Origin of the sequence: Mesorhizobium sp. L103C131B0 (assembly GCF_000502275.1) — a bacterium.
Classification (GTDB): Bacteria; Pseudomonadota; Alphaproteobacteria; order Rhizobiales; family Rhizobiaceae; genus Mesorhizobium.
The window spans coordinates 78,587-104,274 of the sequence record NZ_AYXC01000008.1 but is presented as its reverse complement, the minus strand read 5'-3'; the positions used below and the strand labels follow the sequence as shown (position 1 = coordinate 104,274).

Sequence of the window (25,688 nt, the reverse complement as noted above, 5' to 3'; positions counted from 1 at the left end):
CCCTTGTTCTCTTCGCGCTTCTTGTGAGCGTCGTTTTGAATACAGATCTTAGTTCACGCCACGATCCCCGCTGTCTCTACCACCGCATGGAACAGCACGTCGGCGCCGGCGCCGGCCCATTCCTTGGTGATTTCCTCAGCCTCGTTGTGTGACAACCCGTCAACGCAGGGGCACATCACCATGGCGGTCGGCGCAACGCGGTTGATCCAGCAGGCGTCGTGGCCGGCGCCGGAGACGATGTTGCGGTGGGAATAGCCGAGCCGATCGGCGGCGTCGCGGATCGCCTTGACGCAGCCGGCATCGAAGGTGACCGGATCGAAAGCGCCGACCTGCTCGACCTTGTACTTGATGTCGAGCGCCTCACAGATTGTGTAGATGCCTTCGCGTATGCGCCCATCCATCGCGTCCAGCACTTCCTTCTCGGGCGAGCGGATGTCGATGGTGAAGACGGTGCGCCCGGCGATGATGTTGCGCGAGTTCGGAAACACCTCCATGTGGCCGACCGCGCCGACGGCGTCGGGCTGGTAGTCCATGGCGATCTCGTGCACCAGTTCGATGACCCGAGCCATGCCGAGCCCGGCATTACGGCGCTTGGGCATCGGGGTCGAGCCGGTATGCGCCTCCTTGCCGGTCAGCGTTACCTGCAGCCATTTCAGGCCCTGGCCGTGGGTGACGACGCCAATGTCGATGCCTTCGTCCTCGAGGATCGGCCCCTGCTCAATATGCAGTTCGAAGAAGGCGTGGATCTTGCGATCACCGACTTTCTCGGTGCCTTTCCAGCCGATGCGCTCCAGCTCCTCGCCAAATTTCCTGCCCTGTTTATCAGTGTGCTGATACACGTCCGCCTGATCGAGCACACCGGCGAACACGCCGGACGCCATCATAGCCGGGGCAAAGCGCGAGCCTTCCTCATTGGTCCAGTTGGTAACGACGATCGGATGCCTGGTCTGGATGCCGAGATCGTTAAGCGAGCGAATAATCTCCAGCCCGCCGAGCACGCCGAGCACGCCGTCATATTTGCCGCCGGTCGGCTGCGTGTCGAGATGGCTGCCGACATAAACCGGCGGCAGGCTGGGATCAGCGCCTTCCCGGCGGGCAAACATGGTGCCCATTTCGTCAAGCCCCATTTCGAGCCCGGCCGCCTCGCACCAGCGCTTGAACAGATGCCGTCCCTCGCCGTCCTCGTCGGTCACGGTCTGGCGATTGTTGCCGCCGGCAATACCGGGGCCGATCTTCGCCATCTGCATGATGGAATCCCACAAACGGTCTGAATTGATTCGCAGATTCTCGCCTGGGGCGGCCATGCTCTAAAACCTCATCGGTTGCGGGGCGGCGGCGTCCCCCTCCCCCTCGAGGGGAGGGTGGCCGCGAAGCGGTCGGGTGGGGTCGCCCGCGACGCGCGCGACCTTCTCTTTGACCACCTGCGCGACGTGCCAAGCGCTGTTTATGACATCGGGCTCGTCAACACGGAAGACTTCAAATCCGAGCGATCGCAGATAAGCATCGCGAACGGCATCGTGCCGACTACCCCTGTCGTGTTCGTGCATGTCGCCATCGACCTCAACGATCAGCTTCACCGCCAAGCAGGCAAAATCCACGATGTACGGGCCAATCGGGCACTGACGGCGAAACTTGATGCCGGCTGATTTCAGGTCCCGCAGTTCATACCACAGCAGCGATTCTCCCTTGGTCGCGTGAATTCGAAGCGCTCGCGCCTTTTGGCGCATTTCGAAGCTCACGCGGGTACGGGGCATCAGGAGCGGCCTCGGAACAAAAGAGCAGGTCGGCGTCCGGTCGCACCGACCCCACCCGACCGCTTCGCGGCCACCCTCCCCTCGAGGGGGAGGGCTATCCGCGCCCGGTTTGTCAATCGATCGCCCTCAGCACTTCTCTGACATGGTCGATCAATTCGTTGATCTGGCCCTTGGTGATGATCAGTGGCGGCGACAGCGCGATGATGTCGCCGGTGGTGCGGATCAGCGCGCCGCGCTCGAACGCCTTGACGAAGGCCGAGAAGGCCCGCTTGGTCGGGCTGCCGGCGATCGGCGCCAGTTCGATCGCGCCGATCAGGCCGATATTCCTGATGTCGATGACATGCGGCTCGTCCTTCAGCGAATGCAGCGCATCTTCCCAGTAGGGCGCCAGTTCCTCGCCGCGGGTCAGCAGGCCCTCTTCCTTGTAGGTGTCGAGCGTGCCGAGTGCCGCGGCGCACGCAATCGGATTGCCCGAATAGGTGTAGCCGTGGAAGAACTCGATCATGTGCTCGGGGCCGGTCATGAAGGCGTCGTGGATTTCCTTCTTCACGAACACCGCGCCCATCGGGATGACGCCGTTGGAGACGCCCTTGGCGGTGGTCATGATGTCGGGCGTGACGCCGAAATAATCCGCTGCGAACGGCGCGCCGAGACGGCCGAAACCGGTGATGACCTCGTCGAAGATCAGCAAAATGCCGTGCTTGGTGCAGATCTCGCGCAGTTTCTGCAGATAGCCCTTCGGCGGCAGGATGACGCCGGTGGAGCCGGCGACCGGTTCGACGATGACGGCGGCGATGGTCGAGGCGTCATGCAGGGCAACGATGCGCTCCAGCTCGTTGGCGAGTTCCGCGCCATATTCCGGCACGCCCTTGGAGAAGGCGTTCTTTTCCGGCAGATGCGTGTGCGGCATGTGGTCGACGCCGCCGAGCAGCGTGCCGAACATCTTGCGGTTGGTGACGATGCCGCCGACCGAGATGCCGCCGAAATTGACGCCGTGATAGCCGCGTTCGCGGCCGATCAGGCGGGTGCGCGCGCCCTCGCCCTTCACACGGTGATAGGCGATCGCCATCTTCAGCGCCGTTTCGACCGATTCCGAACCGGAATTGGTAAAGAAGACATGGTCCATGCCCTTGGGCGCGAGATCGACCAGGCGGTTGGCCAGCTCGAACACGATGGGGTGGCCCATCTGGAAGGCCGGCGCATAGTCGAGTTCGGCCGCCTGGTGCTGGATCGCCTCGGTGATCTTGGGACGGCAATGGCCGGCATTGACGCACCAGAGGCCGGCGGTGCCGTCGAGCACCTTGCGGCCGTCGCTGGTGGTGTAGTGCATGTCCTTGGCGGACACGAACATGCGCGGCGCCTGTTTGAACTGCCGGTTTGCCGTGAACGGCATCCAGAATGCGCTGAGATCGTTCGGCGTGACTTTCAGCCGGTTGGACATGACCAAGACTTCCCCTTGTAACCTGTTTCGGTGCGGCTAACGCTTGGTCTTTCCAAAGCTTGGTCTTTGCTGCGTTTTCATGCTACGCAAATTTTTGACCGATTGGACAAACGTTAGCACCGCCCTGTCGGCGGTCAAGGGATTACTAGCGGAAATGCGGCCTGCGAAGTGCGCTCCACGGGTAAGAGAAAAACTGGTCCAGAGAATTGGTCCAGATGAACCCTGCGGCCAAGGCTTGCAGGGGTGAGCGGCGCCATGGAAGGCTCAGCCCCTCGCCGCACCCGCATCCAGCAGGAAAAGCGCGAACTGATCCTGGAGGCAGCCCTCGAAGTCTTCTCCGCCAACGGCTTTCGCGGTTCGACCATCGACCAGATCGCCGAGGCCGCCGGGATGTCGAAGCCGAACCTGCTCTACTATTTCCGCCGCAAGGAAGACATCCACGAAACGCTGATGGAGCGGCTGCTGGCGACGTGGCTGGCGCCGCTACGTGAACTCGACGACATCGGCGACCCCCTGACCGAGCTCAGGAGCTACATCCGGCGCAAGCTCGAAATGGCGCGTGATTTTCCCAGGGAAAGCCGGCTGTTCGCCAACGAGATCCTGCAAGGCGCGCCGCGCATCATGCCGCTGCTGGCGGGTGAGCTGAAAACGCTGGTCGACGAGAAGGCCAACGTCATCAAGGGCTGGATGCGCGCAGGAAAAATCGCCCGCACCGATCCCTGGCACCTGATCTTTTCGATCTGGGCGACGACGCAGCACTATGCCGATTTCGATGTCCAGGTCCGCGCGGTGCTTGGGCCCGATCGCGGCGGCGACGGCCGCTTCGAGGATGCGGCGCGGTTTCTGGAGCAGTTGTTCATTGATGGGCTGAAGCCGAAGGGCTGACCTTGGGCGTCAGGCGCTGCGGCGCTCCGCCGACATCGCCTCAAGCAAATTCTGCAGCTTCTCGATCGAATTCTGTTCGGCCAGCGGCGTGTAGACGATCAGCTTCATGTCCGAGCCGTCGTCGATCGACAGGCTCATATGCTCGAACGTCATGGCGCCGGCGCTCGGATGTCGGACATGTTTCACCCCCGACAATCGGCGTGCCACGTCGCGTTGCGGCCACCAGTCGCGAAACTCCGGACTTGAGCGCGTCATAAGCACGATCAGCCGCTCGAAATCCGCATCGCCCACATAGCGGGCGCTTTCCGCCCGGAACGAGGCCAGCACGGTGCGCGCCAATTGCTCCCAGTCAACCAGCAGGCGCCGGTGATGCGGATTGGTGAACACCATGTGGACGATGTTGCGGGCGTCGCCCTCTAGCAGGCCATAATCACCGAACACCGCTACCGCCGCCGGATTCCAGGCCAGCACATCCCAGCGCCGCCCGACGACATAGGCCGGCTGCAGCACCAGGCTCTCCAGCATATGCATTAGCGGGCCATCGACCTTTTCCGGCGCAGCCACGCGGTTCTCCGGTTGCTGGCGGCCTGCCAGGATGAACAGATGCCGCCTTTCAACGGCGTCGAGGCGCAGCGCTTCGCTGAGCGCCGCTAGCACCTCCACCGAGGGTCTGACCTCGCGCCCCTGCTCTAGCCATGTGTACCAGGTGGTGCCGACGCCGGCGATCATCGCCACTTCCTCGCGACGCAAGCCTGGCGTGCGTCTCCGCAGGCCGGTCGCGATGCCGGTGGCGGACGGCGTCAATCTTTCGCGGCGCGAGCGCAGGAAGGCGCCAAGCTCGCGCCGGCGGCTGTCTTCAGCGGAGTGCGTGGGGGCATCCATGAGAGCTATTATAGCAGTATTGATACCAGGATAAAGTTTGAACTGTTTGGGCTGGGTCAGGCGCCCCATCTTCCATCCAGAGAGATGGAGGCTCTGAATATGGATCTGAAAGACAAGACAATCCTCATCACCGGTTCGACCGACGGCGTCGGCCGTGTCGTCGCGCAAAGGCTGGGCGCCGGCGGCGCGCGCGTGCTGGTGCATGGCCGTGACGCGGCTCGCGGCAAGGCAACCGTCGCAGAAATCGAATCCGCCGGCGGCAAGGCCGAGTTCCTCGCCGCCAACCTCGCCTCGCTAGCCGAGGTCCGCCGCCTTGCCGAGGCCGTACGCGCAAAAACCGACCGGCTCGACATCCTCATCAACAATGCCGGCATCGGCACGGCCGGCGCCAAGCGACAGCTCAGCGCCGACGGCTTCGAACTGCGCTTTGCGGTCAACTATCTCGCCGGTTTCCTGCTGACCTCGGAACTGCTGCCGCTGCTCAAGGCGAGTTCGCCGGCGCGCATCATCAACGTCGCTTCGGCCGGCCAGCAGGCGATCGATTTCGGCGATGTCATGCTGACACGTTCCTATGACGGCGTGCGCGCCTATTGCCAGAGCAAGCTGGCGCAGATCCTGTTCACCATCGACCTGGCCGGAGAGTTGAAAGGCAGCGGCGTCACCGTCAACGCTCTGCATCCAGCGAGCTACATGAACACCACCATGGTCCGCCAAGCCGGCGTGACGCCATGGAGCTCGGTCGAGACCGGCGCCGACGCCATTCTCAACCTCGCGACATCGCCCGCCCTGGAGGGCCGCAGTGGCCTCTATTTCGATGGCCTAAAGGAATCCCGCGCCGAAGCACAAGCCTATGACGCCAAGGCCAGACAGCAATTGCGAACCCTGAGCCTCGACTTCGTCGGCCAAGTCTCCGCAAAATCGAAGGAACAGCATTCATGACCGGCAAGATCGAACACACGGTCGTCATCGGCGGCTCATCCGGCATCGGCCTCGCAACGGCGCGAAAACTGCTGGGCCCAGGCATGAAGGTGACCATCACCGGACGAAGCCAGGACAAGCTCACCAGCGCCTGGAAGAGCCTCGGCGGCGCCGCCGAAAAAGCTGCCTTCGATGCTTCGAAGCCGGATGAAGTCCGCCATTTCTTTGGGGAACTCGGACCGTTCGATCACCTCGTGCTGGCTGCCAGCGGCGGCAAGGGACTTGGGCCGTTCGAAACCCTCGATCTCTCAGACATCGCCGGCGGCGTCGACGAGAAAGTCAGGCCGCAGCTGTCCTGCCTGCAGGCTGCCTTGCCGACGCTCAACAGATCGGGATCGGTCACTTTCATCTCGGCGGTGTCGGCACAATTGTCGGCGCCCGGCGTGGCTGGCATTGCCGCCGTCAACGGCATGCTGTTGACGGTGGTGCCGATCCTGGCGGTCGAACTGAAGCCGCTGCGCGTCAATGTCGTGGCGCCCGGCGTCATCGACACGCCGTGGTGGGATTTCCTGGCCGAAGACCAGCGGCAGGCGGTGTTCAGCGAATATGCCGGCAAAACCCCGGTGGGCAGGATCGGCCGCGCCGAAGACGTCGCCGGCGCAATCGCCTTTCTAGTCTCCAACGGCTTCATGACCGGCCAGGTGCTGACCTGCGACGGCGGCCTGCGCTACGCGGCGTGACCTTACAGCGACTGCGCGATCAGCGTGAGAAGGCCTCCGGCCAGTGCGACGTTGCCTACGAAACCGTTGATGCGCGACGCCCGGTCCGGGCCCTGATGGTCCCAGAAATTGTGGAACATCGGCGTGGCGACGATGAGAAACAGCAGCAGCACGGCGCAGGCGGTCGCAGTCCACAGGCCGGCCATCAACAGCGCGCCGGCAATGGTCTGCAGGACGATGCCGGCCCACAACGCCAATCTCGCCTGCGGCACGCCGCGCGCGGTCATCAGCCCTGTCAGGAAGGTCTCGTTCTGAACATTGCGCAGGCCGGCGCAAACGAAGGCGCCGCCGAGCAACAGGCGGCCGAGAAACAAAAAGGTCGAAGGCAAATCGACAGGCATGAAATCTTCCCCGTACTTAAGCATGAAACAGGTGGAGCGCCGCCCTTTCCACGGCGCTCCATGACTAACCGGACGGTCAGGCTGCTTTGGCAGCCGGCATCGGGTGAATGGCGTGGAACGGGATGCAGAGCCGGTTCCAGGTGTTGATCATGCCGATCGCGACCGACAGCTTGACCAGTTCCTCTTCCGAGAAGTGCTCTAGCGTGCGGGCATAGAGTTCGTCCGAAACGCCATTGTTGGCGATCAGGGTCGTTGCCTCGGTCCAAGCAAGCGCCGCGCGTTCGCGCTCGGAAAACAGCGGCGATTCCTTCCAGGCCGAAACCAGATAGAGCCGTGTCTCGGTTTCGCCATCGCGCCTCGCCTCGCGGCTATGCATCTCGACGCAGTAGGAGCAGCCATTGATCTGCGAGGCGCGGAGCTTGATCAAATGCAGCAGGCTCACTTCAAGCCCGCATTCGTCGACCGCCTTGTTGAGCGCCGACACGGCTTTCATGATCTCAGGCGCCTTGGCGAAGAATTGCAGTCTCTGTTTCATCGTCTTTCCTTTCACATCTGTTTGCGGGGGATTAAATCTGTTTGGTCGAAGCGGGTTTCTGCGGCCGCTGATGGCGCGCCACAAAGGCACAGCTGGCGGCAAACGATCGCGGATCGCCTTCGGCCTTGTAGTCAGCCACGATGTCGGACAACCGGGTTTCCGCGAGAGCGGCACGATAGGCACGCTCGGCTTTCAGCATCGCGGCATTGATGCCGCACGGCTTCACATAGGCCGAAGCATCGATCTTGACCGGGCCGCGCTGGCGGATCTCGCCGCAGCGGAAGGCCGGCTCGCGACCCTCGACCGCAAGCACGATATCGAGCAGCGTGATGCGCTCGGCCGGACGCGCCAGCCGGTAGCCGCCCGCCGGTCCCGGCACCGATTCCAGGATGCGCGCAGCAGTCAGCTGGTTCAGATGTTTCAGCAGATAGCTCGGCGACAGGCCGAAGGACTCTGCCAAAGCAGCACCCGGTATCGTGCTGTTGCCCTCCACGCTGGCCAGTGTGGCCGCGCAATGGATGGCCGCTTCTACACCCTCGCCCAGTTTCACGATGTTGCGCTCCTATTCATGGATATCTTTTATCCTAGATAAATTTTATCTGCAATTGGAAAATGAAAAACGGCGCTCGAAAGCGCCGCTTTTTTCTTCGACCCGTTCCCTACTCCGCAGCCACCTTGGCCATCGGGTTGTTCGGGTGCGTCGTCCAGTTGGCATAGACCGGCGACACCGGCTTGCCGGTGCGCTGGTCCATCACGCCGGCGGCCAGCGGCTCCATGGTGATGCAGTTCTCGACCGGGCAGACATTGACGCACAGATTGCAGCCGACGCATTCGGCCTCGATCACCTCGAAATGCCTGACGCCGTCGACCATGTTGGTGATTGCCTGGTGCGAAGTGTCCTCGCAGGCGATGTGGCAGCGGCCGCATTTGATGCAGGCGTCCTGGTCGATACGCGCCTTGGCGATGTAATTGAGGTTGAGATACTGCCAGTCGGTAACGTTGGGCGTGGCGCGGCCGACAATGTCGTTGAGCGAGGCGTGGCCTTTCTCGTCCATCCAGTTTTCGAGACCGGCGATCATCTCCTGCACGATCTTGAAGCCGTATGTCATCGCCGCCGTGCACACCTGCACATTGCCGGCGCCGAGCGCCATGAATTCAGCCGCATCGCGCCAGGTGGTGATGCCGCCAATGCCGGAGATCGGCAGGCCGCGCGTTTCCGGATCGCGGGCGATCTCGGCCACCATGTTCATGGCGATCGGCTTCACCGCCGGGCCGCAATAGCCGCCATGCGAGCCCTTGCCGTCGATGGTCGGCTGCGGCGCGAAACTGTCGAGGTCGACGCCGGTGATCGAGTTGATGGTGTTGATCAGCGACACCGCGTCGGTTCCGCCGGAGAGTGCGGCGCGCGCCGGCTTGCGCACATCTGTGATATTCGGCGTCAGCTTGGTGATGACAGGCATGCGGGTGTTGGCCTTGCACCAGCGCACTACCATTTCGATGTATTCAGGCACCTGGCCGACAGCCGCGCCCATGCCGCGTTCCGACATGCCGTGCGGGCAGCCGAAATTGAGCTCGATGCCGTCGGCTTCGGTCTCCTCGACCACCGGCAGGATCGCCTTCCAGCTTTCCTCGACGCATGGCACCATCAGTGAGACGACGATGGCGCGGTCGGGCCAGTCCTTCTTGACCTGTTTGATCTCGCGCAGATTGACCTGCAAATCGCGGTCGGTGATCAGCTCGATATTGTTGAGGCCGAGCAGGCGCCGGTCGGCCCCCCAAATCGCGCCATAACGCGGGCCGTTGACGTTGACCACCGGCGGACCTTCTTCGCCCAGCGTCTTCCACACGACGCCGCCCCAGCCCGCCTTGAAGGCGCGGATGACATTGTAGGCCTTGTCGGTCGGCGGCGCCGAAGCCAGCCAGAACGGATTGGGCGATTTGATGCCGACGAAATTGTTGCGGATGTCTGCCATGGGTCTTTCTCCTCTGGCCGTGGCGGGCTTACCGCCACCTTAAAGCGTTGCCTATCGGATCATTCCTCGCATCGAAGAAAAACCGATGGCGGTTCACCTTCGACCGTTACCGTGATCTGGTCCGGATCGCCCTTGCGCGCTTCCAGCCCGACCATTTTTTCATCCATGCGCACGGTCTCGTCCCCGTTGAGATAGACGCTGGCGCATGAAATCCTTGTCTCAACATGATCGCCGCTTGGCGGCCCGGATGTCCATTGGCAGATCGTGTGCTCGCTGAAGCCGACACCGGATGCCTCGACGGACATCCGCTCTTCACCCTTCGCGTCACACCATTGCGTATAGAGCCAATAGTCCGGTGAAGCCGCCGGCATTGCCGCGGTGCCGATGACGGCAGCGAGGATCGGCGCGATCATCGCAGTGCCCGGTTGATCAAGCGGGTCGGCTTTACCGAGGCCAACCAGAACGGATTGGGCGATTTGATGCCGACGAAATTGTTGCGGATGTCGGTCATAACTCTCTCCGCTAGCTACAGATCACAACAAGAGTCATCTGAACTGCTACAGGCTCACTCGAATCGTTTCGGACGACGACCTGCCACACATGGTCGCTAAACGGATAACTTGCCGATACAACCAACGCAGTAGGGTTGGCCGGCGGGATATCAAGCGCGTAACCTCCAGAGATGAGCTCCTCGTTCCCGCACCCAAGCATAGGAGAGAACGCCTCCCCTGCGCGAACGTCCGGTTGATCAAAATATCTGGTCACACGATGAGCCGCCGAGGCGTTGGCAGAAAACAGCAACAGGCTCGTGCTTAAAGCTCCAACGAACTTGACGACGTTAGGCATTCCAGCTTCCTCCAGCCAGTGCCCGGTTGATGCTCTCCGCCGCGTCGCGGCCTTGCGCGACGGCCGAGACCGTCAAATCGTCGCCGCCGAAGATGCAGTCGCCGCCGGCCCAGACATTGGCGAGCGAGGTGCGGCCTTCCGCATCGACCTTGATGCGGCCGGCTTCAAGATCGATCGAGGCGCCGCTTCCATTAAGCGCGGCCGGCACAAAGCTCTGGCCGATGGCCTTGAACACCTGGTCGGCGGTAAGCGTCAGCGTCTCGCCCGTGCCGGCAAGCCTGTCCCCGTTCATAGCGGTGTATTCGAGCTCGATGCCCGACACTTTGCCAGCCTCGGCGATGACCCGCTTCGGCTGCAGCCAGTGGCGGATGGTGACGCCGTTGGCCGCGGCCAGATCCTGCTCGAACTCGGAGGCGTTCATGTGCTCCTGGCCGCGCCGGTAGCAGATCGTCACCTCCTCGGCGCCGAGCAGCTTCGACTGCACCGCGGCATCGATCGCCGTCATGCCGCCGCCGATGACGACGACGCGCCGGCCGACCGGCAGGCTCGCGAGATCGCTGGCCTGGCGTAGCCCGGCGATGAACTCGACCGCATTGACAACGCCATCGGCGTCCTCGCCATCCGCGCGCAACGCATTCACGCCGCCTAGCCCCATGCCGAGGAAGACGGCATCGTAATTCAGGATCAGGTCCGACAGCTGGTAGTCGCGGCCGAGCGCCTTGCCGTTATGGATATCGATGCCGCCGATCCCCATGACATAGTCGACCTCGGCCTGGGCGAAATTGTCGATGCTCTTGTAGGCGGCGATGCCATATTCATTGAGGCCGCCGGCCTTCGGGCGGGCTTCCAGAATGGTGACGTCATGGCCCTGGCGGGCGAGCCGGTGGGCCGCGGCAAGACCGGCCGGTCCGGCGCCCACGACGGCGACCGACTTGCCGGTCGATTCAGCGCGCGGATAAAACTGCTTGTGCTCGGCCATGGCGACATCGGTGGCGTAGCGTTGCAGGCGGCCGATCTGCACCGGCTTGCCTTCCGCCACCTCGCGCACGCAGACCTCTTCGCAAAGCGTCTCGGTCGGGCAGACGCGGGCGCACATGCCACCCAGTATGTTCTGGTCGAAAATCGTCTTGGCCGAACCGATCGGGTTGCCGGTCGATATCTGGCGGATGAACAGCGGAATGTCGATCGAGGTCGGGCATGCATTCATGCACGGCGCGTCGTAGCAGAAATAGCAGCGATCGGATTCGACCAGCGCTTCGTGGTGATCGAGCGGCGGATGCAGATCGGAAAAATTCTCGGCGTACTGGTCGGCGGCAAGCCGGCCGCCGGCAATGCCGTCCTTGAACTGGCCTTCTGGCATCGTCAGTTCCCCATGTTTTCGTTTTGGGGAAGGCTAGCACGTTTTATTTTTTTATCAATTGGTCAATTTTCGACCCAAGTTGCTGAAAAGCCTAGCTGATAATATGATTTAGTTGCTCATGTTATGAGTGACGGTTGCGTCCTCAAAGAGGGGAGCGCGACAAGCTCCAAGTCGCGGCAAGCTGTTCCAGGCCAGCGCGAAATGATAGGGCGCTTGAGCACGATGCGCGGCTTTCATTCAACGGAGAAGGCGATGACCGATGATAGGGAGACGGCTCACCGGTGGGAGCCCGTGGGAGATTTACCTCCGGCTGCCTGTCAGGTGTGGCGTCTGCGAACCGACAATTACTTTGTGAAAAGGCCTTGGAGAGCGGCCCCGGAGAAGCGAGAATACTCAACCGGAGGAAGCGATGTCCAAGTTCCAAATGCAGATCGAGACCACGCACCCGATCCTGTTTCTCTCCGACGCATCGCCGAACGTGAGATTTCCCGACAACACAGGCCAGTCCTTTGCGACAGCGACGGCTAATTGCTTGTGTTTCTATGTGCTCTCCTATGTCGACGGAGCCTCGCTCGTCACCGTCAGTGACGAGAAATGTGATGCCCGGGGAAAAGAAATGTTCACCGGTGTTATCGAGGCTGCGACTGGCGTGCTAACCGTGAGCGACAGCGCTTCGTTCCACTATCTAAATATACCCGTTCCACCCGGTCCTGTGTCGGTCGAAATCTGGGCCGACGACGACAGGAACCCCGAATGGGTTTGGATCAAGCTCGGAGCAATCCAAAATCACTGAGCATCCGCCACCGTCGTTTATGGGTTCACGACCTAGTAGTGGACCTCAGGGAGTACCCCTGTGGATCGACCTGATCTCGTCGGCAACCAGTTGCTGCAGCCGCCACAGATTGCGGTCGCGGATGCCGAATTCCTCGAGGTGGCTGACGGTGTTGTAGAGATATTCCGCGCCCGAGCCGACATGGCCGCAGGCTCTGGCAAGCACCCCCGCCACCTTGTCCAGCGGCTGCCCGAGCGACGTTCCCCTGCCGGTCACCCCGACCCAGAAGCCGAGCGCCCGTATCCGGCCCTGCTCCGTGCGCACGGGAACCCACCGGACCGAGCTGACACTCTCATGGTCGTCGATCTCGCGCCGCAGCAGTCTTTCGATCTGCTGCGGCTTGTCGCCGTCGGGCAGGCGGTAGATGACGCCGTCGCATCGGCCGCCGCGTTCGAGCGCCATCATCAGCCCCGGCTGCGCGACGCTGCCGCGCCAGCGCACCATGTCGAGGCAGAAGGAGCGATGCCAGCCAAACGCAGTGGCGCGCTGGCGTTCGACGGACTCGAAAGCCGGCTTCCAGATCAGCGAGCCATAGGCGAACACCCATAACGGCCCCGCATCGGCTTCGTCGGAGAGCTGTAAGGCAAGCGTGCGAAAATCCTCGTCGTTCAGCTGCGTCCAGCTGCCGTCCGGCCCGGGATCGACCTCTTCGCGATGACACAGTGACACAAGCTCAGGCGTGAGCGACATAAGGCGCATGAAACGACTACCCCTCGTTTGCCCAAGGAAAGTCGAAAACCGCCGCACGTGCAAGGCGTCGAGCGGGACGAAGTGCGGAACGATGTGTCAACGCAGCCGTTGAACTTTCTCCGCTTCGCTGTCGGATTCGCGTCGCTGAAACGTCCTTTGATGGATCGGACGACGATCTATGCATGAAGGTGAGGAGACCGAGAATGCCGAAATCCCCAATGCCCTTCTTCTGGTACGAGTTGATGACCAGCGACCTCGATGCGGCGCAAGCGTTCTACACCACCGTGGTCGGCTGGCGGGCCGAGCCCTTCGACAAGGCGCCCGGCATGCCGCGCTATATCGTGGTGAACTCCGCCGAGCGTGGCGTCGGCGGGCTGATGACCCTGCCCGAGGAAGCAGCCAGGACGGGTCTGAAGCCGGCCTGGTTCGGCTATATCCACACCAGCGATACCGATGTCTCGACCGAGGCACTGAAAGCCGCCGGCGGGGCTGTTCACCGCGAACCCGACGACATTCCCGGCGTCGGCCGCTTCTCCGTCCTCGCCGACCCGCAAGGCGCCGCCTTCATGTTCCTGCAGCCCAATGGCCCCGACCAGCCCGTCCTTCCGGCAACGACGCCGGGCCATGTCGGCTGGCACGAGCTTTATGCGGCCGACCGCCAGAAGGCCTTCGATTTCTATTCAAGCCAGTTCGGCTGGACCGATGCCGGTAGCATGGACGTCGGCGAGATGGGCATCTATCAGACCTTCTCGGCCGGCCCTGAATCTGGCGGCGGCATCATGAACAAGCCGCAACAGCTGCCGGTGCCGGTCTGGCTGTTCTACTTCAATGTCGGCGCCATCGACGCAGCCGCCAAACGCGTCACCGACAATGGCGGCAAAATTGTCATGGGTCCGATGCCGGTGCCGACCGGCCAATGGATTGCCCAGTTCACCGATCCGCAAGGCGCTTATTTCGCGCTGATCGCGCCGGGCCGCTGATCCCCTCCGGTACTCGCCTGCACGGAACTGCTCTCATCGCGCCGCCGGTGCGATGAGAGGCGCGTCCGGGCGCGGTCACTCTGGCGCCAGCACCGCAACCTTGAGGTTCTCTTTCCTGGCGCCGCTGAGCTGGATCGTGGCTGCGCCAGGCGTCAGCTTGAAGCGCACGCTCTTGCGGATGCCGGGGCAGGTCTTCACGCCGCTGAAACCGGCTGATTTCACGGCCTGGCCATCCTGAATGACGTCGACCCAGGCCTCATCGGACAGGCTGATCTGGAGCTCTCCTTCCGTTGGCACGGCCACGTTTGCCGTCGCGCCGAACGTGCCGGCTGCCGGCGCGCGTTGCGGTGAGACCGTGAAGCTGACCGCATCGACCGGCTCCAGCGCCATATCCGCGGCTTCGCCGAAAGCAAGAGAGGCACCGGACTGCGCGGCGGGCGCTGCCGGAAACAGTTCCTGCTCGCGTGTCACCGGCCATTTGAAGGCATCGCAGCCAGCATCAGCGGCCATGGCGAAACTGGTGCTTGCGAGGATTGCGAACAGGCTGATGGCGACTTTTTTCATGGCGAAGGAACCCGTCTGGTTTGGAGTGTCTACACGCAGATATACAACCTTAACGAGATGTATGCAACCATAACGAGAGCAAATTTCGAAGTCAGACTGGAAATAATTGCAATCACCGATTGTTGATGACAGGCCATGGGAAGTGAATGGTCCAGCGTCGGGTGATGATTTATGGCCGGGCCACATGGTTGGAAAAATGGAGTTTAGATGAAGCTTTTTGACGGTCTCGCCAGATTTCAGCCGCAGGCACTCGGCGTCCTGCGCATCATCACAGCCCTGCAGTTCATCGAGCATGGCTCGCAGAAACTGTTCAATTTTCCGGTCAGCGCCGAGCCACACGCTCTTACCGGCCTGACGGCGACGGCAGGCATCCTGGAATTCGCCGGTGGCATCCTGCTGGCGCTCGGTCTGTTCACCCGCCCGGTCGCGTTCCTGCTGGCCGGCGAGATGGCCATCGCCTATTTCATGGCGCACTACCCGCGCGACTTCTTCCCGGTCAACAACAGCGGCGATGCCGCGATCTCCTTCTGCTTCATCTTCCTCTATCTGGTGTTTGCCGGCGCCGGCGCCTTCGCGCTCGACAACCGCCGCAGCACCTGACGCGCCTGATGCATGTCGCCCAAAAGTGCGCAGCGGTTTTGGGGTAACGACTTGCACAAAAAACGACTTGCACAAAACAAGAATCTGAAGCGCCTCGGCGAAGCCGAAGCGCCTCAGGCGCGCATTCGCTCGAAGTTCGCGTCAAAGAGCGGCGCTGCCTGAACGCGCGCCGCGTGGCGCTTGCCCAAAAGTTCGATTTCGAAGCCGTCGCTCTTGTCTGCGATCTCCTTCGGCACATAGCCGATGGCGACGGATTTCTTCGAGTGATGCGCATAGCCGCCCGACGTCACCCAGCCGCGCACCGCGCCATCGTACCAGATCGGCTCGTCGCCGATGACATCGGCATCGTCGGCATCGAGGATAAATGTGCGCAGCCTGAGCTTGCCGCCCTGCTTGCGCTCGGCAAGAGCGCCGGCCTTGCCGACGAAATCGGCATCCTTGCCATAGGCGACGAAACGGTCGAGCCCGGCCTCCAGCGGCCCGTAGATCGGCCGGTATTCGCGCGCCCATGAGCCGTAGTTTTTCTCCAGCCGCAGCGCATTGAGCGCGCGCGAGCCGAACAGGCCGAGGCCGAATTCCTCGCCTGCCGCCATCAACGCCTGGAAGGCAGCGCGCTGATATTCCGGCGCCACCCAGATCTCGTAGCCGAGATCGCCGGTGTAGCTGAGGCGGCCGACCAGGCACGGCGCCGTGCCGATGTCCATTTTCGCGACCGCCATGAAGGGGAATGCGGTGTTGGCGACATCCGCGCGGCTGACCTTCGCCAGCACCTCCCTCGCCTTGGGTCCGGCGATCGCCAGACCGGTCAGTTTCTGCCCCAGCGCCTCCATGCGCACTGAGCTATCCGCAGGTAAATGCGCCTCGAACCAGCGCATATGATACTGCTCGGCGATACCGGAGCCGGCGATGAACCACTCGGTCCCGTTGGAATTGGGGGCACCGATATTGGCCAGCGTGAAATCGCCGATGAGCTTGCCGTCATCCTTCAGCATCGGCGCCAGCGTCATGCGGCCTGGCTTGGGCAACTTGCAGGCGAAGATCCGGTCGAGCCAAGCGGCCGCCCCTTCTCCCGTCACCTTGTATTTGGCGAAGTTCGAAATCTCCGCCAGGCCGACGCTCTCACGAACCGTCGCGACCTCATTGGCGACATGGGAAAAATCGCTGGACCGCCGCCACGAGAACTCGTCCTTGACACCCTCGGGCGCAAACCAGAGCGGCACTTCCAGCCCATAGGACACGCCCCATTGCGCGCCCTTGGCCGACAGCAAATCGTAGATCGGCGTCGTCTTCAGCTGCCGCCCGGCGGGCAGCTCCTCATTGGGGAAACGGATCGAGAAGCGGCGCGAGTAGTTCTCGCGCACCTTGGCGTTGGTGTAGGCCATCGTCGCCCAGTCGCCGTAGCGCGCGACATCCATCGCCCAGATGTCGGCGCCGGGATCGCCCTCGATCATCCAGTTGGACAGCGCCAGGCCGACGCCGCCGCCTTGTGAAAAGCCCGCCATGACGCCGCAGGCGACCCAGAAGCCGGGAAGGCCACGCACCGGCCCAACCAGCGGATTGCCGTCCGGCGCGAAGGTGAAGGGCCCGTTGATGATCTGCTTGATGCCGGTCCTCTCGAAGGCCGGGAAATGCCTGAAGCCGACTTCGAGCGACGGCGCGATGCGGTCAATGTCCGGCTCCAGCAATTCATGGCCGAAATTCCATGGCGTCTGGAATTCGGACCAGACCTTATTGGCCTTCTCGTACGTGCCCATCAGCATGCCGCCGCGCTCCTGGCGCAGGTACAGCTCACCATCGAAATCGACGGCATGGATGATCTCGGTCCCGGTCTTGGCGTTCCACGCCGCCACCTCGGGCATATCCTCGGTGATCAGGTACATGTGCTCCATTGCCAGCACCGGCAGCTCCAGCCCGACCATGCGGCCGACCTCGCGCGCCCATAACCCGCCGGCATTGACGACATGCTCGGCCACCACTTCGCCCTTGTTGGTGACGACGCGCCACATGCCGTCGGGCCGGCGCACAATGTCCTCGACCTTGGTGAAGCGCTCGACCTCGGCGCCCAGTTTCCGCGCGGCCTTGGCATAGGCATGGGTCACGCCGGAGGGATCGAGATGGCCGTCCTCCTTGTTGCGGACGGCGCCGACGAATTGTTTCGGGTCGAGCAGCGGCATCAGCTCGGCCGCTTCATTGGCCGATATTTCTTCGAGCTCGATGCCGAGGTAACGCCCTTTGGCGACGACGCCGCGCAGCCAGTCGAGCCGCGCCTCGGTCGCCGCCAGAAGCACGCCGCCCGTCAGATGTACGCCGGTCGCCTGTCCCGACAGCTCCTCGATGTCCTTGTAGAGCGAGATCGTGTATTTCTGCAGCTTGGCGACGTTGGGGTCGCCATTGATCGTGTGCATGCCGCCGGCCGCATGCCAGGTCGAGCCCGAGGTCAGCTCGTCGCGCTCCAGCAGCACGACATCGGTCCAGCCATGGCGGGCCAGATGGAACAGCACCGAACACCCGACGACGCCACCGCCAATGACCACGACCTTTGCATGCGATTTCATGAGTTTTGCTCTGTTATCAATGAGTTGAGGAGATAAGGTGAATCAGAAAGGCAGCGCCGCGCGCCGACGCTGAAAAAGTCACGGCTCGCCCTGCCCGATCGCTTCCTTGCGCCTGGCCACATACGCCTCCAGCGCCTCGCGCACGGCGATATCCATTACCGGCTCGACATAATCTTCCAGCGCCTTCTTCCACAGCCGCGTCGCGCGCGCCGTGGTGTCGAGGCCGCCGGCTTCCTGCCAGGCCTCGTAATTCTGCCAGTTGGACAGCATCGGCTGGTAGAAGGCGGTGGCATAGCGTTCCAGCGTGTGCGGTTCGCCGAAGAAATGGCCGCCGGTCGGCACCGCGCCCAGCGCCTCGACAGCAAGCTCCGCCTCGTCGACGACGATCGGGCGCAGGAATTCCATCATGTGCTGGATCATCTCGACATCGATGATGAGCTTTTCGAACGATACCGTCAGCCCGCCCTCCTGCCAGCCGGCGGCGTGGTAGACGAGGTTGCCGTGGCCGAGCACAGCGCCCCACAGCGCCATCAGCGTCTCGTAGGCGCCTTGCGCGTCCGCCGCATTCGATGCCGACCCCGGTGTCGTGCGGTAGGGCAGATTGTAGCGCCGCGCCAATTGCCCCGAGGCGATATTGGCCTTGGTGTTCTCCGGCGTGCCGAAGGCCGGCGCGCCCGACTTCATGTCGACGTTGGAGGTGAAGGCGCCGTACATCACCGGCGCACCGGGGCGCACCAGTTGCGTCAGCACCACGCCGAACAGCGCCTCGGCGTTCTGCTGCGCCAGGGCGCCGGCGAGCGTCACCGGGCTCATCGCGCCCATCAACGTGAACGGCGTCACCGCCACCGACTGGCCGAACTCGGCCATGGTCATCAGCCCTTCGGCCATCATTTCGTCGAAACGCCGCGGCGAGTTGACCGAGATGATGGTGGCAATGCCGGGATCATCGCGCATCTCGTCCAGCGTCAGCCCGCGCGCGATTGCCATCATCTCGATGCCGTCCAGCGCCCGGCCTCGTCCGATCGCCGAGACATGGAAGGATTTGTCGGTCAGCGTCAGATTGGTGAAATAGGTATCCATGTGCCTGGTGTTCGCCGGCAGTTCCACCGGCGCGCAGACCTGGTTGCCGAGCATGTGGATGCAGTTGAAATGCTGAGCCAGCCGGGTCAGATCGGCATAGTCGTGCAAGTTTCCAGCGCGCCGGCCGCGCTCCGTGTCGTGCACATTGGGCGGCCCGGCGACGAGGGTGAAATTGATCGTGTTGCCGCCGAGATGAATGGTGTTGGCGGGGTTGCGCGGCGTCAGCCGGTAGCTGGACTGCGTGGTCTTCAGCGCCTCGGCGACAAGGCCCCGGTCGATGCGGACGTTCGCCGTTGCATGGTCGACCTTTGCGCCCGCCTTCTCGAACAGCGCCAGCGCCCGCTGAGACATCACCTCGATGCCGAAATTTTCCAGAATATGCATCGACGCCTGGTGGATCGTTTCGACCTGGTCGACTGAGAGCATCGCCATCGGCGGATAGGGATTGGTCACCCGCCGCAGTGGAAGTTGCGGGATGGCGGCGGGCCCCCGGTTGCTGGTTCGCTCCGCGCCGCGCTTTCGTCTTGGTTCATTCATGCCTGGCATCAGAGCGCCGGCATCCGGACATCGCTGTCAGAAATCCGCCCTTGGCGGACGCGATTTTAGCCAAGGCGGCATTTTTGAATTCTGACGGAGATAAAGGCGACGCGAAAGGTCGGAATAATGATACAGGCCCACTGAGCGCAGCCAGGCCGGCAAGCCGTTAAGAAACGCCGAAAGATTCCCTTTATGATTTCGGCCTATTCGTTTTCCAATGCGTAGTTCGAGTTTGAGTAAAATTGTAGCGGTTGGCGTGCTGCTGGCTTTGTCGGCCTGCGCGACGCCGCCCAACCATATCAACAATGTCTGCGCCGTCTTCGACCAGAACGACGGCTGGTTCGACAACTGGCAGTCGGCCGCCGAGCGCGCCTCGCAGAAATACGGCGTCCCCGTCCCCGTGCTGATGGCGACGGTGCGCAAGGAATCCGGCTTCAAGAGCAATGCCAGGCCGCCGCGTACCAAACTGCTCGGCTTCATTCCGTGGAAACATGTCTCGTCGGCCACCGGTTTCTCGCAGGCACTCGACGGCACCTGGTCGCAATATCAGAGCGAGACCGGCAGCTGGGCGGCGCGGCGGACCAAATTTGCCGATGCCGTCGATTTCGTCGGCTGGTATCATTCCAAGACATCAGACACGTTCGGCGTCGCCCGCAACGACACCTACAATCTCTACCTCGCCTATTATCTCGGCTGGACCGCCTACGGCCGTGGCAACCGTGGCGACGCCGGCGTGCAGGGCTACGCCAGGGCGACCGAAAAGATGGCCCGCGACTATGCCGAACAGCTGCGGCAATGCGGCAGCTGACGTTGCCAAGCGGTCTTGCAGCCACGCAGTTTGCGCTCGAAGCGGAACTCAGCCATTCATTCGCTTGGGATCAGGTGGAGGATCGACCTCCCTCCCCTTACCGCTGCCGTCGACAGCTTTCGGTCAAACGTCGCCAATTGGCCGTCACGCGCCTTGGCGAGTCCCAACAGATAGCTATCCGTTACCTGTGCCGGGGTGAGGATCCTGGCTGCATCGATGTCGTTGGAACCGACAAGGCTGATCTCGTCAGGCCAGAACTGATGTCCTGAAAGGGCATGCAGCTTGCCGACAATCTGCGCCACCACGGCGGGCGAACCCGGAGAATTGGGGTATTTCGGGTTGCTTACAATCCTGATGACGCCATTCTCGGTAATGGGACATGTTGCCCATGATAAATGCCCGGTGGATTGGAACCACCGATGGGCATCTTCATGCGCGACGTGAGCCGGATCGATCAACGCAATCAACACATTGACGTCGAGCAGGAAGGTCACGGCAATTCGTCGCGAAGCGCATTGACCATTTCGAGATCGACCATCGGGCCGTCGGGCCGCGATGCAAGCAAGGGGATGCCGTTGCGTTCACCGCCGGTCGGGGGCCTGCGCAGTGAGCGGCGAGCCAGATCGGAAATGACGTCGCCAACGCTGCGATCCTGCTGTCGCGCCATGGCCTTGGCCGCAAGTAGGACATCGTCATCGATTGCAAGTGTGGTTCTCACAACATGCTCCCTATCGCGCATCAAACATCACGCATCACATAAAGCAATGGACAGCAATATTCAAGCGAACGTAGCTGTCGTTCCTTGAGCTATGGCGACGCTGCGGCAATGCGCCAACGAGCGGCATTGCCTCTATGGCTGGTCAGCTCGGCTTCTTGCCATGCGGGCGCTTCGGCGGTTCGCCGGCGAAACCGGGGCCGATCCCATCCGGTGCGTCTTCCGGCACGCCCTCATGCGCTGCGTGTTCCCTGTCGAACTTGATCACCGGCTCCATCGTCGCCAGCACATCGTCCGACAGCCAGCACAGGCTCATATGGCCATCGCCGAAATGCTTCACCGGCGGCACCTTGGTCTCGCACAGATTGTCCGGCACCAGCCTCTTGTAGCCGCAGCGCGTCTGGAACGGGCAGCCGCTCGGCGGGTTCATCGCCGACGGGATATCGCCTTCAAGCACGATGTGCCGTTTGACCACGCNGATCTGGTCGGTCGTGCCCTGCTCGACGATGTAGCCGAGATACATGACGACGACGCGGTCGGCGATGTAGCGCACGACGGACAGATCGTGGCTGATGAACAGCATCGTCGTCTTGTTCTTGCGCTGGATGTCCATCAGCAGCTCGGTCACGGCCGCCTGCACCGAGACGTCGAGTGCCGACACCGGCTCGTCGGCCACCACCACCTTGGCATCGCCGGCAAAGGCACGCGCCACGCCGATGCGCTGCTTCTGGCCGCCCGACAACTGGCGCGGCTTGCGCGTCTCGAAGGCCCGCGGCAGCTTCACCAGGTCGAGCAGCTCCAGCATGCGCTTGCGCCGCTCGGCGACATTGTTGCCGACTTTGAATTTTTCCAGCGTGCGGATGATCTGCGAACCGACGGAGTGGCTGGGATTGAGTGTATCGAACGGGTTCTGGAACACCATCTGGATCGACGACACCGTTTCGACGCTGCGCTTCTCGATGCCGGTCGACTGGATCTCCTTGTTGCCCAGCGTCACTGTGCCGGCACTTGCCGTCTCCAGCCCCAGCAGGACCTTGGCCAGTGTCGACTTTCCACAGCCGGACTCGCCGACGATGGCGACGGTCTCGGATTCGCGCGCCATGAACGAGATCGTCTCATTGGCCTTGACCACGCGGCCTTCGCTGGAGCCGAACACTTCGCTGCCGCCGACCTTGTAGTATTTTCTCAAATCCTCGATCTTGAGCACCGGCGCGCCGGGCACGACCTTCTCATTGACCTTCTTGGCGCCGGGAGGCAGCGCTTCCCAGTCGATCTCGTTGAAGCGCACGCAGCGCGAGAAATGCCCTTCGTGACCGGCGACCTCGATCATCGGGATTTCGGCGGCATTGCAGACGCCCTCAACGAAATGGTGGCAGCGCGGGCCGAAATTGCAGCCCTTGGGCCGCTCATGCGGCAGCGGCAACTGGCCGGGGATAGAGATCAGCGGCCGCGAATTCTTGTCGGCGCCCGGCAGCGGAATCGAGCGGAACAGCCCTTGCGTATAGGGATGGCGCATCCGGTCGAACACGTCCTTGATCTTGCCGGTCTCGACCGCTTCGCCCGAATACATCACCGTGATGCGGTCGCAGGTCTCGAGGATGAGGCCCAGATTGTGCGACACGAAGATCATCGACGTGCCGAACTTCTCGCCCAGCCCCTTGACCAGTTCGACGATGCCGGCCTCCACCGTCACGTCGAGCGCCGTCGTCGGTTCATCGAGCAGAAGCAGCGCCGGCTTCGACAGCAGCGCCATGGCAATGACGATGCGCTGCTGCTGGCCGCCGGACAGCTGGTGCGGATAGGAACGCATCATGCGTTCGGGATCGGGCAATCTCACCGAGCGCACCATTTCGAGCGCCCTTTTGTAAGCCTCTTCCTTCGACACCTTGTCGTGGATCAGCGGCACTTCCATCAATTGCTGGCCGACCTTCATCGCCGGATTGAGGCTCGCCATCGGCTCCTGGTAGATCATGGCGATCTTGTTGCCGCGGATGGAGCGCAACTCCTCGTCGGACAGCTCGCCCATGTCCTTGCCCTGGAACTTGATCTTGCCGCCGACGATCTTTCCGATGTTGGAGAGGTCGCGCATGATGCCGAGCGACACGGTCGACTTGCCGCAGCCGGACTCGCCGACGATGCCCATGGCTTCGCCCGGCATCACCGTGCAGGAAAAGTCCATGACGGCGGGGATCTCGCCCTTGCGGGTGAAGAAGGAGATCGACAGGTTCTCGATCTCGATGATCGGCGCAGCGCTTGGCCCAAGGGTCGGGTTGCCGGGATTTCGAACTGCCTCATTCATGGGTCGCTCCAATCCTATTTTCATGCTCGCGGGCCGAAACCCGCAGATCAGTCTTTCATCGATTGTTCGCGCAGCGAGTCGGCAAGCAGGTTCAAGCCCAGCACGAACGACATCAGCGCGATCGTCGGCGGCAGCGCCGGGTGGATGAAGGAGCGCAGCAGGCGGCTGGCGTCCTTGATTGCGGTGCCCCAGTCCGGGCTCTCCGGCGCCAGGCCCAGCCCGAAATAGCCGAGCGTGCCGAGCAGGATCGTGGTGTAGCCGATGCGCAGGCAGGCATCGACGATCAGCGGCCCGCGCGCATTGGGCAGGATCTCCCACAGCATGATGTACCAGGGCGATTCACCGCGCGTCTGCGCCGCCGCCACATAGTCGCGCGTCTTGATGTCCATCACCAGGCCGCGCACGATGCGGAATACGCCGGGGCTGGAGGCGAACACCACCGCCACGAAGATGTTGAGCTGGTTGGGATCGATGTGGATGATCTTGAACGGATCGGCGTCGAACACCAGGCCGGCATAGACCCAGCCGCCGATGATCAGCGTCAGCCCGAGCAATATATAGAGGCGGTCCGGCCGGTTCTTGTAGCGGGTCCAGAACAGCACCGAAAAGAAGATGATCGGGAACAGGAAGAACAGCCCGGCCATGGCGTATGGGATCGGCGTATCCATGATGCCCGGCGTCACCAGCAGGTAGAACAGCAGGATCACCGGGAAGGCCAGCACCAGATTGGCCAGGAAGGACAGCACGGTGTCGATCCGGCCGCCATAGTAGCCGGCGGGCAGACCGAGCGTAATGCCGACCATCAGCGCGAAACCGGTCGCAGCCGGTGCGATGATCAGCACGATCTGGCTGCCATAGACCATGCGCGAAAAGACATCGCGGGCGAGCTTGTCGCCGCCGAAATAGTAGATGAGTTTCGATACCGGCTCGAGCGCGCCCGGCAGCGCATCCTTCATGATCGGCACCTGGGCGAGCGGATCGAAGGGCGCGACGGTCGACGCGAAGATTGCCGTGAACAGCCAGAACAGGCAGATGCCGACACCCACTATGCCGACGCCGCTATCGAACAGCTGGCCGTAGAGGCCGAGCCTTTTCTTGTAGGCGAAGCTCGCTCCCATCACCAGGGCAAGCCCTAACCAGACCGGCCAGAAACGCCCAATCACGCCGAGCACGACATTGAAGGCACCGATATATTCGACCTGCATCTGCCCCAGCCCCCTATTGAACTCTGATACGCGGATTGAGGAACGCGTAGCCGACATCCGAGATGAGCTGCGTGATCAGCACGATGAACACCGAGACCAGTGAACAGCCAAGCAGCAGATCGATGTCGTTGTTGCCGGCGGCTTCGACCAGCGTGTAGCCAAAGCCCTGGTAGCGGAACATCACCTCGACGATGACGACGCCGGTAAGCAGCCAGGGAAATTGCAGCATGATGACGGTGAACGGCGCGATCAGCGCATTACGCAGCGCGTGCTTGACGACGACGCTGCCGAAGGAAAGCCCCTTCAGCCGGGCGGTGCGGATATATTGCTGCGTCATCACCTCGACCATCGAGGCGCGCGTCATGCGGGCGATGTAGCCGATGCCGTAGATCGCCAGCGTCATCACCGGCAGGGTGAAATTGTAGAAGGTGATGCCCTGGCTTGCCGAGGCGGCCGAACCGTTCAGCCAGCCGAGCCAGGAGGCGAAGATGACGGTGAAGATGACGCCGGACACATATTCGGGCGTCGCCGTCGACGCGATCGAGGCGACGGACAGCGTTCGGTCCGTTCGCGAGCCCTCGCGCATGCCGGCCAGGATGCCGATCAGCAGCGAAATCGGTACCATCACCAACAGCACGCAGAGCATCAGAATGCCGGTGGCGGCGAGTGCGGGGAAGAGCTTTGACGCAACGGAGGTTTTGAACTTCGTCGAGCAGCCGAAATCACCTTCCAGGATGCCGGAGAATTTCGGCTCCAGCGGATCGTTGCAGAAGGAGAAACGCTGCGTCGGCTTGCCGGTCGCCGGATCGGTCACCGGTTGCTTCGGGACGACGCCCAGCCATTGCCCGTAGCGCACGAAGAAGTTCTGCCGGTAGCCATGGTTGACCAGCCAGCTTTCGAGCTGTTCGGCCGATGTGTGCATTTCGGTCTGGCTGATCGCCAGCTTCTTCAAATTCGGCTCGAGGTTGATCAGGAAGAAGACGATCATCGTCAGGCACAGCATCGTCAATGCCATGGTGCCGAGACGCCGGATTACGAAAGAAAGCATGGCGGTCCCCTGCCGGTCTGGTTGGGGTTGGAGCCAGTTCGAAAAACCAGCTTTGCCGTTG

At 62.4% G+C, this 25,688-nt stretch carries 26 protein-coding genes; 7 read left to right on the top strand and 19 right to left on the bottom strand.

Going from position 1 to position 25,688, the window contains the following annotated elements; translation table 11 throughout:
* Positions 1-53: 53 nt before the first annotated feature.
* The 3 genes from X730_RS148870 to X730_RS148880 all read right to left on the bottom strand — a co-directional run bounded on the left by X730_RS148870 (position 54) and on the right by X730_RS148880 (position 3,195).
* Entirely contained in the window at positions 54-1,304 is a 1,251-nt protein-coding gene (locus tag X730_RS148870; protein WP_023826576.1) for a Zn-dependent hydrolase, read from the bottom strand.
* 3 nt (positions 1,305-1,307) lie between these two features.
* Positions 1,308-1,727 carry a DUF559 domain-containing protein gene (locus X730_RS148875; RefSeq protein WP_245261377.1) on the bottom strand — a complete coding sequence of 140 codons (420 nt, stop codon included), beginning with the start codon at positions 1,725-1,727 and terminating at the stop codon, positions 1,308-1,310.
* A gap of 139 nt (positions 1,728-1,866) precedes the next feature.
* Complete coding sequence (locus X730_RS148880) at positions 1,867-3,195, bottom strand: aspartate aminotransferase family protein (RefSeq protein ID WP_023705584.1); 1,329 nt, start codon at positions 3,193-3,195, stop codon at positions 1,867-1,869.
* A gap of 255 nt (positions 3,196-3,450) precedes the next feature.
* On the opposite strand from X730_RS148880, the gene X730_RS148885 reads away from it, so the two are divergent.
* A complete protein-coding gene (locus X730_RS148885) occupies positions 3,451-4,080 on the top strand; it encodes a TetR family transcriptional regulator C-terminal domain-containing protein (protein ID WP_023668211.1) in 630 nt (209 codons plus the stop codon).
* 9 nt (positions 4,081-4,089) lie between these two features.
* On the opposite strand, the gene X730_RS148890 is transcribed toward X730_RS148885, so the two are convergent.
* A complete protein-coding gene (locus X730_RS148890; RefSeq protein WP_023668210.1) occupies positions 4,090-4,962 on the bottom strand; it encodes a helix-turn-helix transcriptional regulator in 873 nt (290 codons plus the stop codon).
* 99 nt (positions 4,963-5,061) lie between these two features.
* Here X730_RS148890 and X730_RS148895 point away from each other — a divergent pair, with 99 nt between their 5' ends.
* Both X730_RS148895 and X730_RS148900 read left to right on the top strand, forming a co-directional pair.
* Positions 5,062-5,901, top strand: a complete 840-nt coding sequence (locus X730_RS148895; RefSeq protein WP_023668209.1) for an SDR family oxidoreductase — start codon at positions 5,062-5,064, stop codon at positions 5,899-5,901.
* Positions 5,898-6,620, top strand: coding sequence for an SDR family oxidoreductase (locus tag X730_RS148900; RefSeq protein ID WP_023668208.1), 723 nt, complete (start codon positions 5,898-5,900; stop codon positions 6,618-6,620). Before X730_RS148895 ends, X730_RS148900 begins: the two co-directional genes overlap by 4 nt.
* 2 nt (positions 6,621-6,622) lie before the next feature.
* Here X730_RS148900 and X730_RS148905 read toward each other — a convergent pair whose 3' ends face one another.
* The 6 genes from X730_RS148905 to X730_RS148930 all read right to left on the bottom strand — a co-directional run bounded on the left by X730_RS148905 (position 6,623) and on the right by X730_RS148930 (position 11,714).
* A complete protein-coding gene (locus tag X730_RS148905; RefSeq protein ID WP_023668207.1) occupies positions 6,623-7,000 on the bottom strand; it encodes a DoxX family protein in 378 nt (125 codons plus the stop codon).
* A 76-nt stretch (positions 7,001-7,076) separates the two neighbouring features.
* Complete coding sequence (locus X730_RS148910; RefSeq protein WP_023668206.1) at positions 7,077-7,535, bottom strand: carboxymuconolactone decarboxylase family protein; 459 nt, start codon at positions 7,533-7,535, stop codon at positions 7,077-7,079.
* 31 nt (positions 7,536-7,566) lie between these two features.
* Positions 7,567-8,085, bottom strand: coding sequence for an Rrf2 family transcriptional regulator (locus X730_RS148915; RefSeq protein WP_023668205.1), 519 nt, complete (start codon positions 8,083-8,085; stop codon positions 7,567-7,569).
* 109 nt (positions 8,086-8,194) lie between these two features.
* Positions 8,195-9,508, bottom strand: coding sequence for an NAD-dependent dihydropyrimidine dehydrogenase subunit PreA (gene preA, locus X730_RS148920; protein WP_023668204.1), 1,314 nt, complete (start codon positions 9,506-9,508; stop codon positions 8,195-8,197).
* A gap of 59 nt (positions 9,509-9,567) precedes the next feature.
* The gene (locus tag X730_RS148925; RefSeq protein ID WP_023668203.1) at positions 9,568-9,921 is read right to left on the bottom strand and encodes a hypothetical protein; all 354 of its coding nucleotides are present in this window, start codon (positions 9,919-9,921) and stop codon (positions 9,568-9,570) included.
* Positions 9,922-10,346: 425 nt separating this feature from the next.
* Positions 10,347-11,714, bottom strand: a complete 1,368-nt coding sequence (locus X730_RS148930; protein ID WP_023668201.1) for an NAD(P)-dependent oxidoreductase — start codon at positions 11,712-11,714, stop codon at positions 10,347-10,349.
* A 409-nt stretch (positions 11,715-12,123) separates the two neighbouring features.
* Between X730_RS148930 and X730_RS148935 the strand changes: the two genes are divergently transcribed.
* Complete coding sequence (locus X730_RS148935; protein ID WP_031197040.1) at positions 12,124-12,507, top strand: hypothetical protein; 384 nt, start codon at positions 12,124-12,126, stop codon at positions 12,505-12,507.
* A 45-nt stretch (positions 12,508-12,552) separates the two neighbouring features.
* On the opposite strand, the gene X730_RS148940 is transcribed toward X730_RS148935, so the two are convergent.
* A complete protein-coding gene (locus tag X730_RS148940) occupies positions 12,553-13,245 on the bottom strand; it encodes a gamma-glutamylcyclotransferase (RefSeq protein WP_023826574.1) in 693 nt (230 codons plus the stop codon).
* 194 nt (positions 13,246-13,439) lie between these two features.
* On the opposite strand from X730_RS148940, the gene X730_RS148945 reads away from it, so the two are divergent.
* On the top strand, positions 13,440-14,216 hold the full coding sequence (locus X730_RS148945; RefSeq protein ID WP_023826573.1) for a VOC family protein: 777 nt from the start codon (positions 13,440-13,442) through the stop codon (positions 14,214-14,216).
* A 75-nt stretch (positions 14,217-14,291) separates the two neighbouring features.
* On the opposite strand, the gene X730_RS148950 is transcribed toward X730_RS148945, so the two are convergent.
* Complete coding sequence (locus tag X730_RS148950; protein ID WP_023746952.1) at positions 14,292-14,780, bottom strand: hypothetical protein; 489 nt, start codon at positions 14,778-14,780, stop codon at positions 14,292-14,294.
* Positions 14,781-14,987: 207 nt separating this feature from the next.
* Here X730_RS148950 and X730_RS148955 point away from each other — a divergent pair, with 207 nt between their 5' ends.
* Positions 14,988-15,380, top strand: coding sequence for a DoxX family protein (locus tag X730_RS148955; RefSeq protein WP_023699646.1), 393 nt, complete (start codon positions 14,988-14,990; stop codon positions 15,378-15,380).
* A 113-nt stretch (positions 15,381-15,493) separates the two neighbouring features.
* On the opposite strand, the gene X730_RS148960 is transcribed toward X730_RS148955, so the two are convergent.
* Together X730_RS148960 and X730_RS148965 are read right to left on the bottom strand one after the other, a co-directional pair.
* A complete protein-coding gene (locus X730_RS148960; protein WP_023826572.1) occupies positions 15,494-17,935 on the bottom strand; it encodes an FAD-dependent oxidoreductase in 2,442 nt (813 codons plus the stop codon).
* A 78-nt stretch (positions 17,936-18,013) separates the two neighbouring features.
* Positions 18,014-19,552 (bottom strand): trimethylamine methyltransferase family protein, encoded by a 1,539-nt coding sequence (locus tag X730_RS148965; RefSeq protein ID WP_023826571.1) that lies wholly within the window; start codon positions 19,550-19,552, stop codon positions 18,014-18,016.
* A 217-nt stretch (positions 19,553-19,769) separates the two neighbouring features.
* Between X730_RS148965 and X730_RS148970 the strand changes: the two genes are divergently transcribed.
* Positions 19,770-20,360 carry a transglycosylase SLT domain-containing protein gene (locus tag X730_RS148970; protein ID WP_023826570.1) on the top strand — a complete coding sequence of 197 codons (591 nt, stop codon included), beginning with the start codon at positions 19,770-19,772 and terminating at the stop codon, positions 20,358-20,360.
* Positions 20,361-20,416: 56 nt separating this feature from the next.
* On the opposite strand, the gene X730_RS148975 is transcribed toward X730_RS148970, so the two are convergent.
* The 5 genes from X730_RS148975 to X730_RS148995 form a co-directional block, all read right to left on the bottom strand.
* Complete coding sequence (locus tag X730_RS148975; protein WP_023826569.1) at positions 20,417-20,854, bottom strand: TA system VapC family ribonuclease toxin; 438 nt, start codon at positions 20,852-20,854, stop codon at positions 20,417-20,419.
* Positions 20,851-21,078, bottom strand: a complete 228-nt coding sequence (locus X730_RS148980; RefSeq protein WP_023668191.1) for a hypothetical protein — start codon at positions 21,076-21,078, stop codon at positions 20,851-20,853. Before X730_RS148980 ends, X730_RS148975 begins: the two co-directional genes overlap by 4 nt.
* 142 nt (positions 21,079-21,220) lie before the next feature.
* The gene (locus tag X730_RS148985; protein WP_023826568.1) at positions 21,221-23,374 is read right to left on the bottom strand and encodes an ABC transporter ATP-binding protein; all 2,154 of its coding nucleotides are present in this window, start codon (positions 23,372-23,374) and stop codon (positions 21,221-21,223) included.
* A 47-nt stretch (positions 23,375-23,421) separates the two neighbouring features.
* Positions 23,422-24,579 (bottom strand): ABC transporter permease, encoded by a 1,158-nt coding sequence (locus X730_RS148990; protein ID WP_023668189.1) that lies wholly within the window; start codon positions 24,577-24,579, stop codon positions 23,422-23,424.
* Between the two features lie 13 nt (positions 24,580-24,592).
* Complete coding sequence (locus tag X730_RS148995) at positions 24,593-25,627, bottom strand: ABC transporter permease (RefSeq protein ID WP_023668188.1); 1,035 nt, start codon at positions 25,625-25,627, stop codon at positions 24,593-24,595.
* Between the last annotated feature and the right edge of the window lie 61 nt (positions 25,628-25,688).

Coding starts and splice junctions, on each gene's coding strand:
- X730_RS148870 (WP_023826576.1), bottom strand. CDS start 1,304: ATGGCCGCCCCAGGCGAGAATCTGCGAATCAATTCAGACCGTTTGTGG.
- X730_RS148875 (WP_245261377.1), bottom strand. CDS start 1,727: ATGCGCCAAAAGGCGCGAGCGCTTCGAATTCACGCGACCAAGGGAGAA.
- X730_RS148880 (WP_023705584.1), bottom strand. CDS start 3,195: ATGTCCAACCGGCTGAAAGTCACGCCGAACGATCTCAGCGCATTCTGG.
- X730_RS148885 (WP_023668211.1), top strand. CDS start 3,451: ATGGAAGGCTCAGCCCCTCGCCGCACCCGCATCCAGCAGGAAAAGCGC.
- X730_RS148890 (WP_023668210.1), bottom strand. CDS start 4,962: ATGGATGCCCCCACGCACTCCGCTGAAGACAGCCGCCGGCGCGAGCTT.
- X730_RS148895 (WP_023668209.1), top strand. CDS start 5,062: ATGGATCTGAAAGACAAGACAATCCTCATCACCGGTTCGACCGACGGC.
- X730_RS148900 (WP_023668208.1), top strand. CDS start 5,898: ATGACCGGCAAGATCGAACACACGGTCGTCATCGGCGGCTCATCCGGC.
- X730_RS148905 (WP_023668207.1), bottom strand. CDS start 7,000: ATGCCTGTCGATTTGCCTTCGACCTTTTTGTTTCTCGGCCGCCTGTTG.
- X730_RS148910 (WP_023668206.1), bottom strand. CDS start 7,535: ATGAAACAGAGACTGCAATTCTTCGCCAAGGCGCCTGAGATCATGAAA.
- preA (WP_023668204.1), bottom strand. CDS start 9,508: ATGGCAGACATCCGCAACAATTTCGTCGGCATCAAATCGCCCAATCCG.
- X730_RS148925 (WP_023668203.1), bottom strand. CDS start 9,921: ATGATCGCGCCGATCCTCGCTGCCGTCATCGGCACCGCGGCAATGCCG.
- X730_RS148930 (WP_023668201.1), bottom strand. CDS start 11,714: ATGCCAGAAGGCCAGTTCAAGGACGGCATTGCCGGCGGCCGGCTTGCC.
- X730_RS148935 (WP_031197040.1), top strand. CDS start 12,124: ATGTCCAAGTTCCAAATGCAGATCGAGACCACGCACCCGATCCTGTTT.
- X730_RS148940 (WP_023826574.1), bottom strand. CDS start 13,245: ATGCGCCTTATGTCGCTCACGCCTGAGCTTGTGTCACTGTGTCATCGC.
- X730_RS148945 (WP_023826573.1), top strand. CDS start 13,440: ATGCCGAAATCCCCAATGCCCTTCTTCTGGTACGAGTTGATGACCAGC.
- X730_RS148950 (WP_023746952.1), bottom strand. CDS start 14,780: ATGAAAAAAGTCGCCATCAGCCTGTTCGCAATCCTCGCAAGCACCAGT.
- X730_RS148955 (WP_023699646.1), top strand. CDS start 14,988: ATGAAGCTTTTTGACGGTCTCGCCAGATTTCAGCCGCAGGCACTCGGC.
- X730_RS148960 (WP_023826572.1), bottom strand. CDS start 17,935: ATGAAATCGCATGCAAAGGTCGTGGTCATTGGCGGTGGCGTCGTCGGG.
- X730_RS148965 (WP_023826571.1), bottom strand. CDS start 19,552: ATGAATGAACCAAGACGAAAGCGCGGCGCGGAGCGAACCAGCAACCGG.
- X730_RS148970 (WP_023826570.1), top strand. CDS start 19,770: ATGCGTAGTTCGAGTTTGAGTAAAATTGTAGCGGTTGGCGTGCTGCTG.
- X730_RS148990 (WP_023668189.1), bottom strand. CDS start 24,579: ATGCAGGTCGAATATATCGGTGCCTTCAATGTCGTGCTCGGCGTGATT.
- X730_RS148995 (WP_023668188.1), bottom strand. CDS start 25,627: ATGCTTTCTTTCGTAATCCGGCGTCTCGGCACCATGGCATTGACGATG.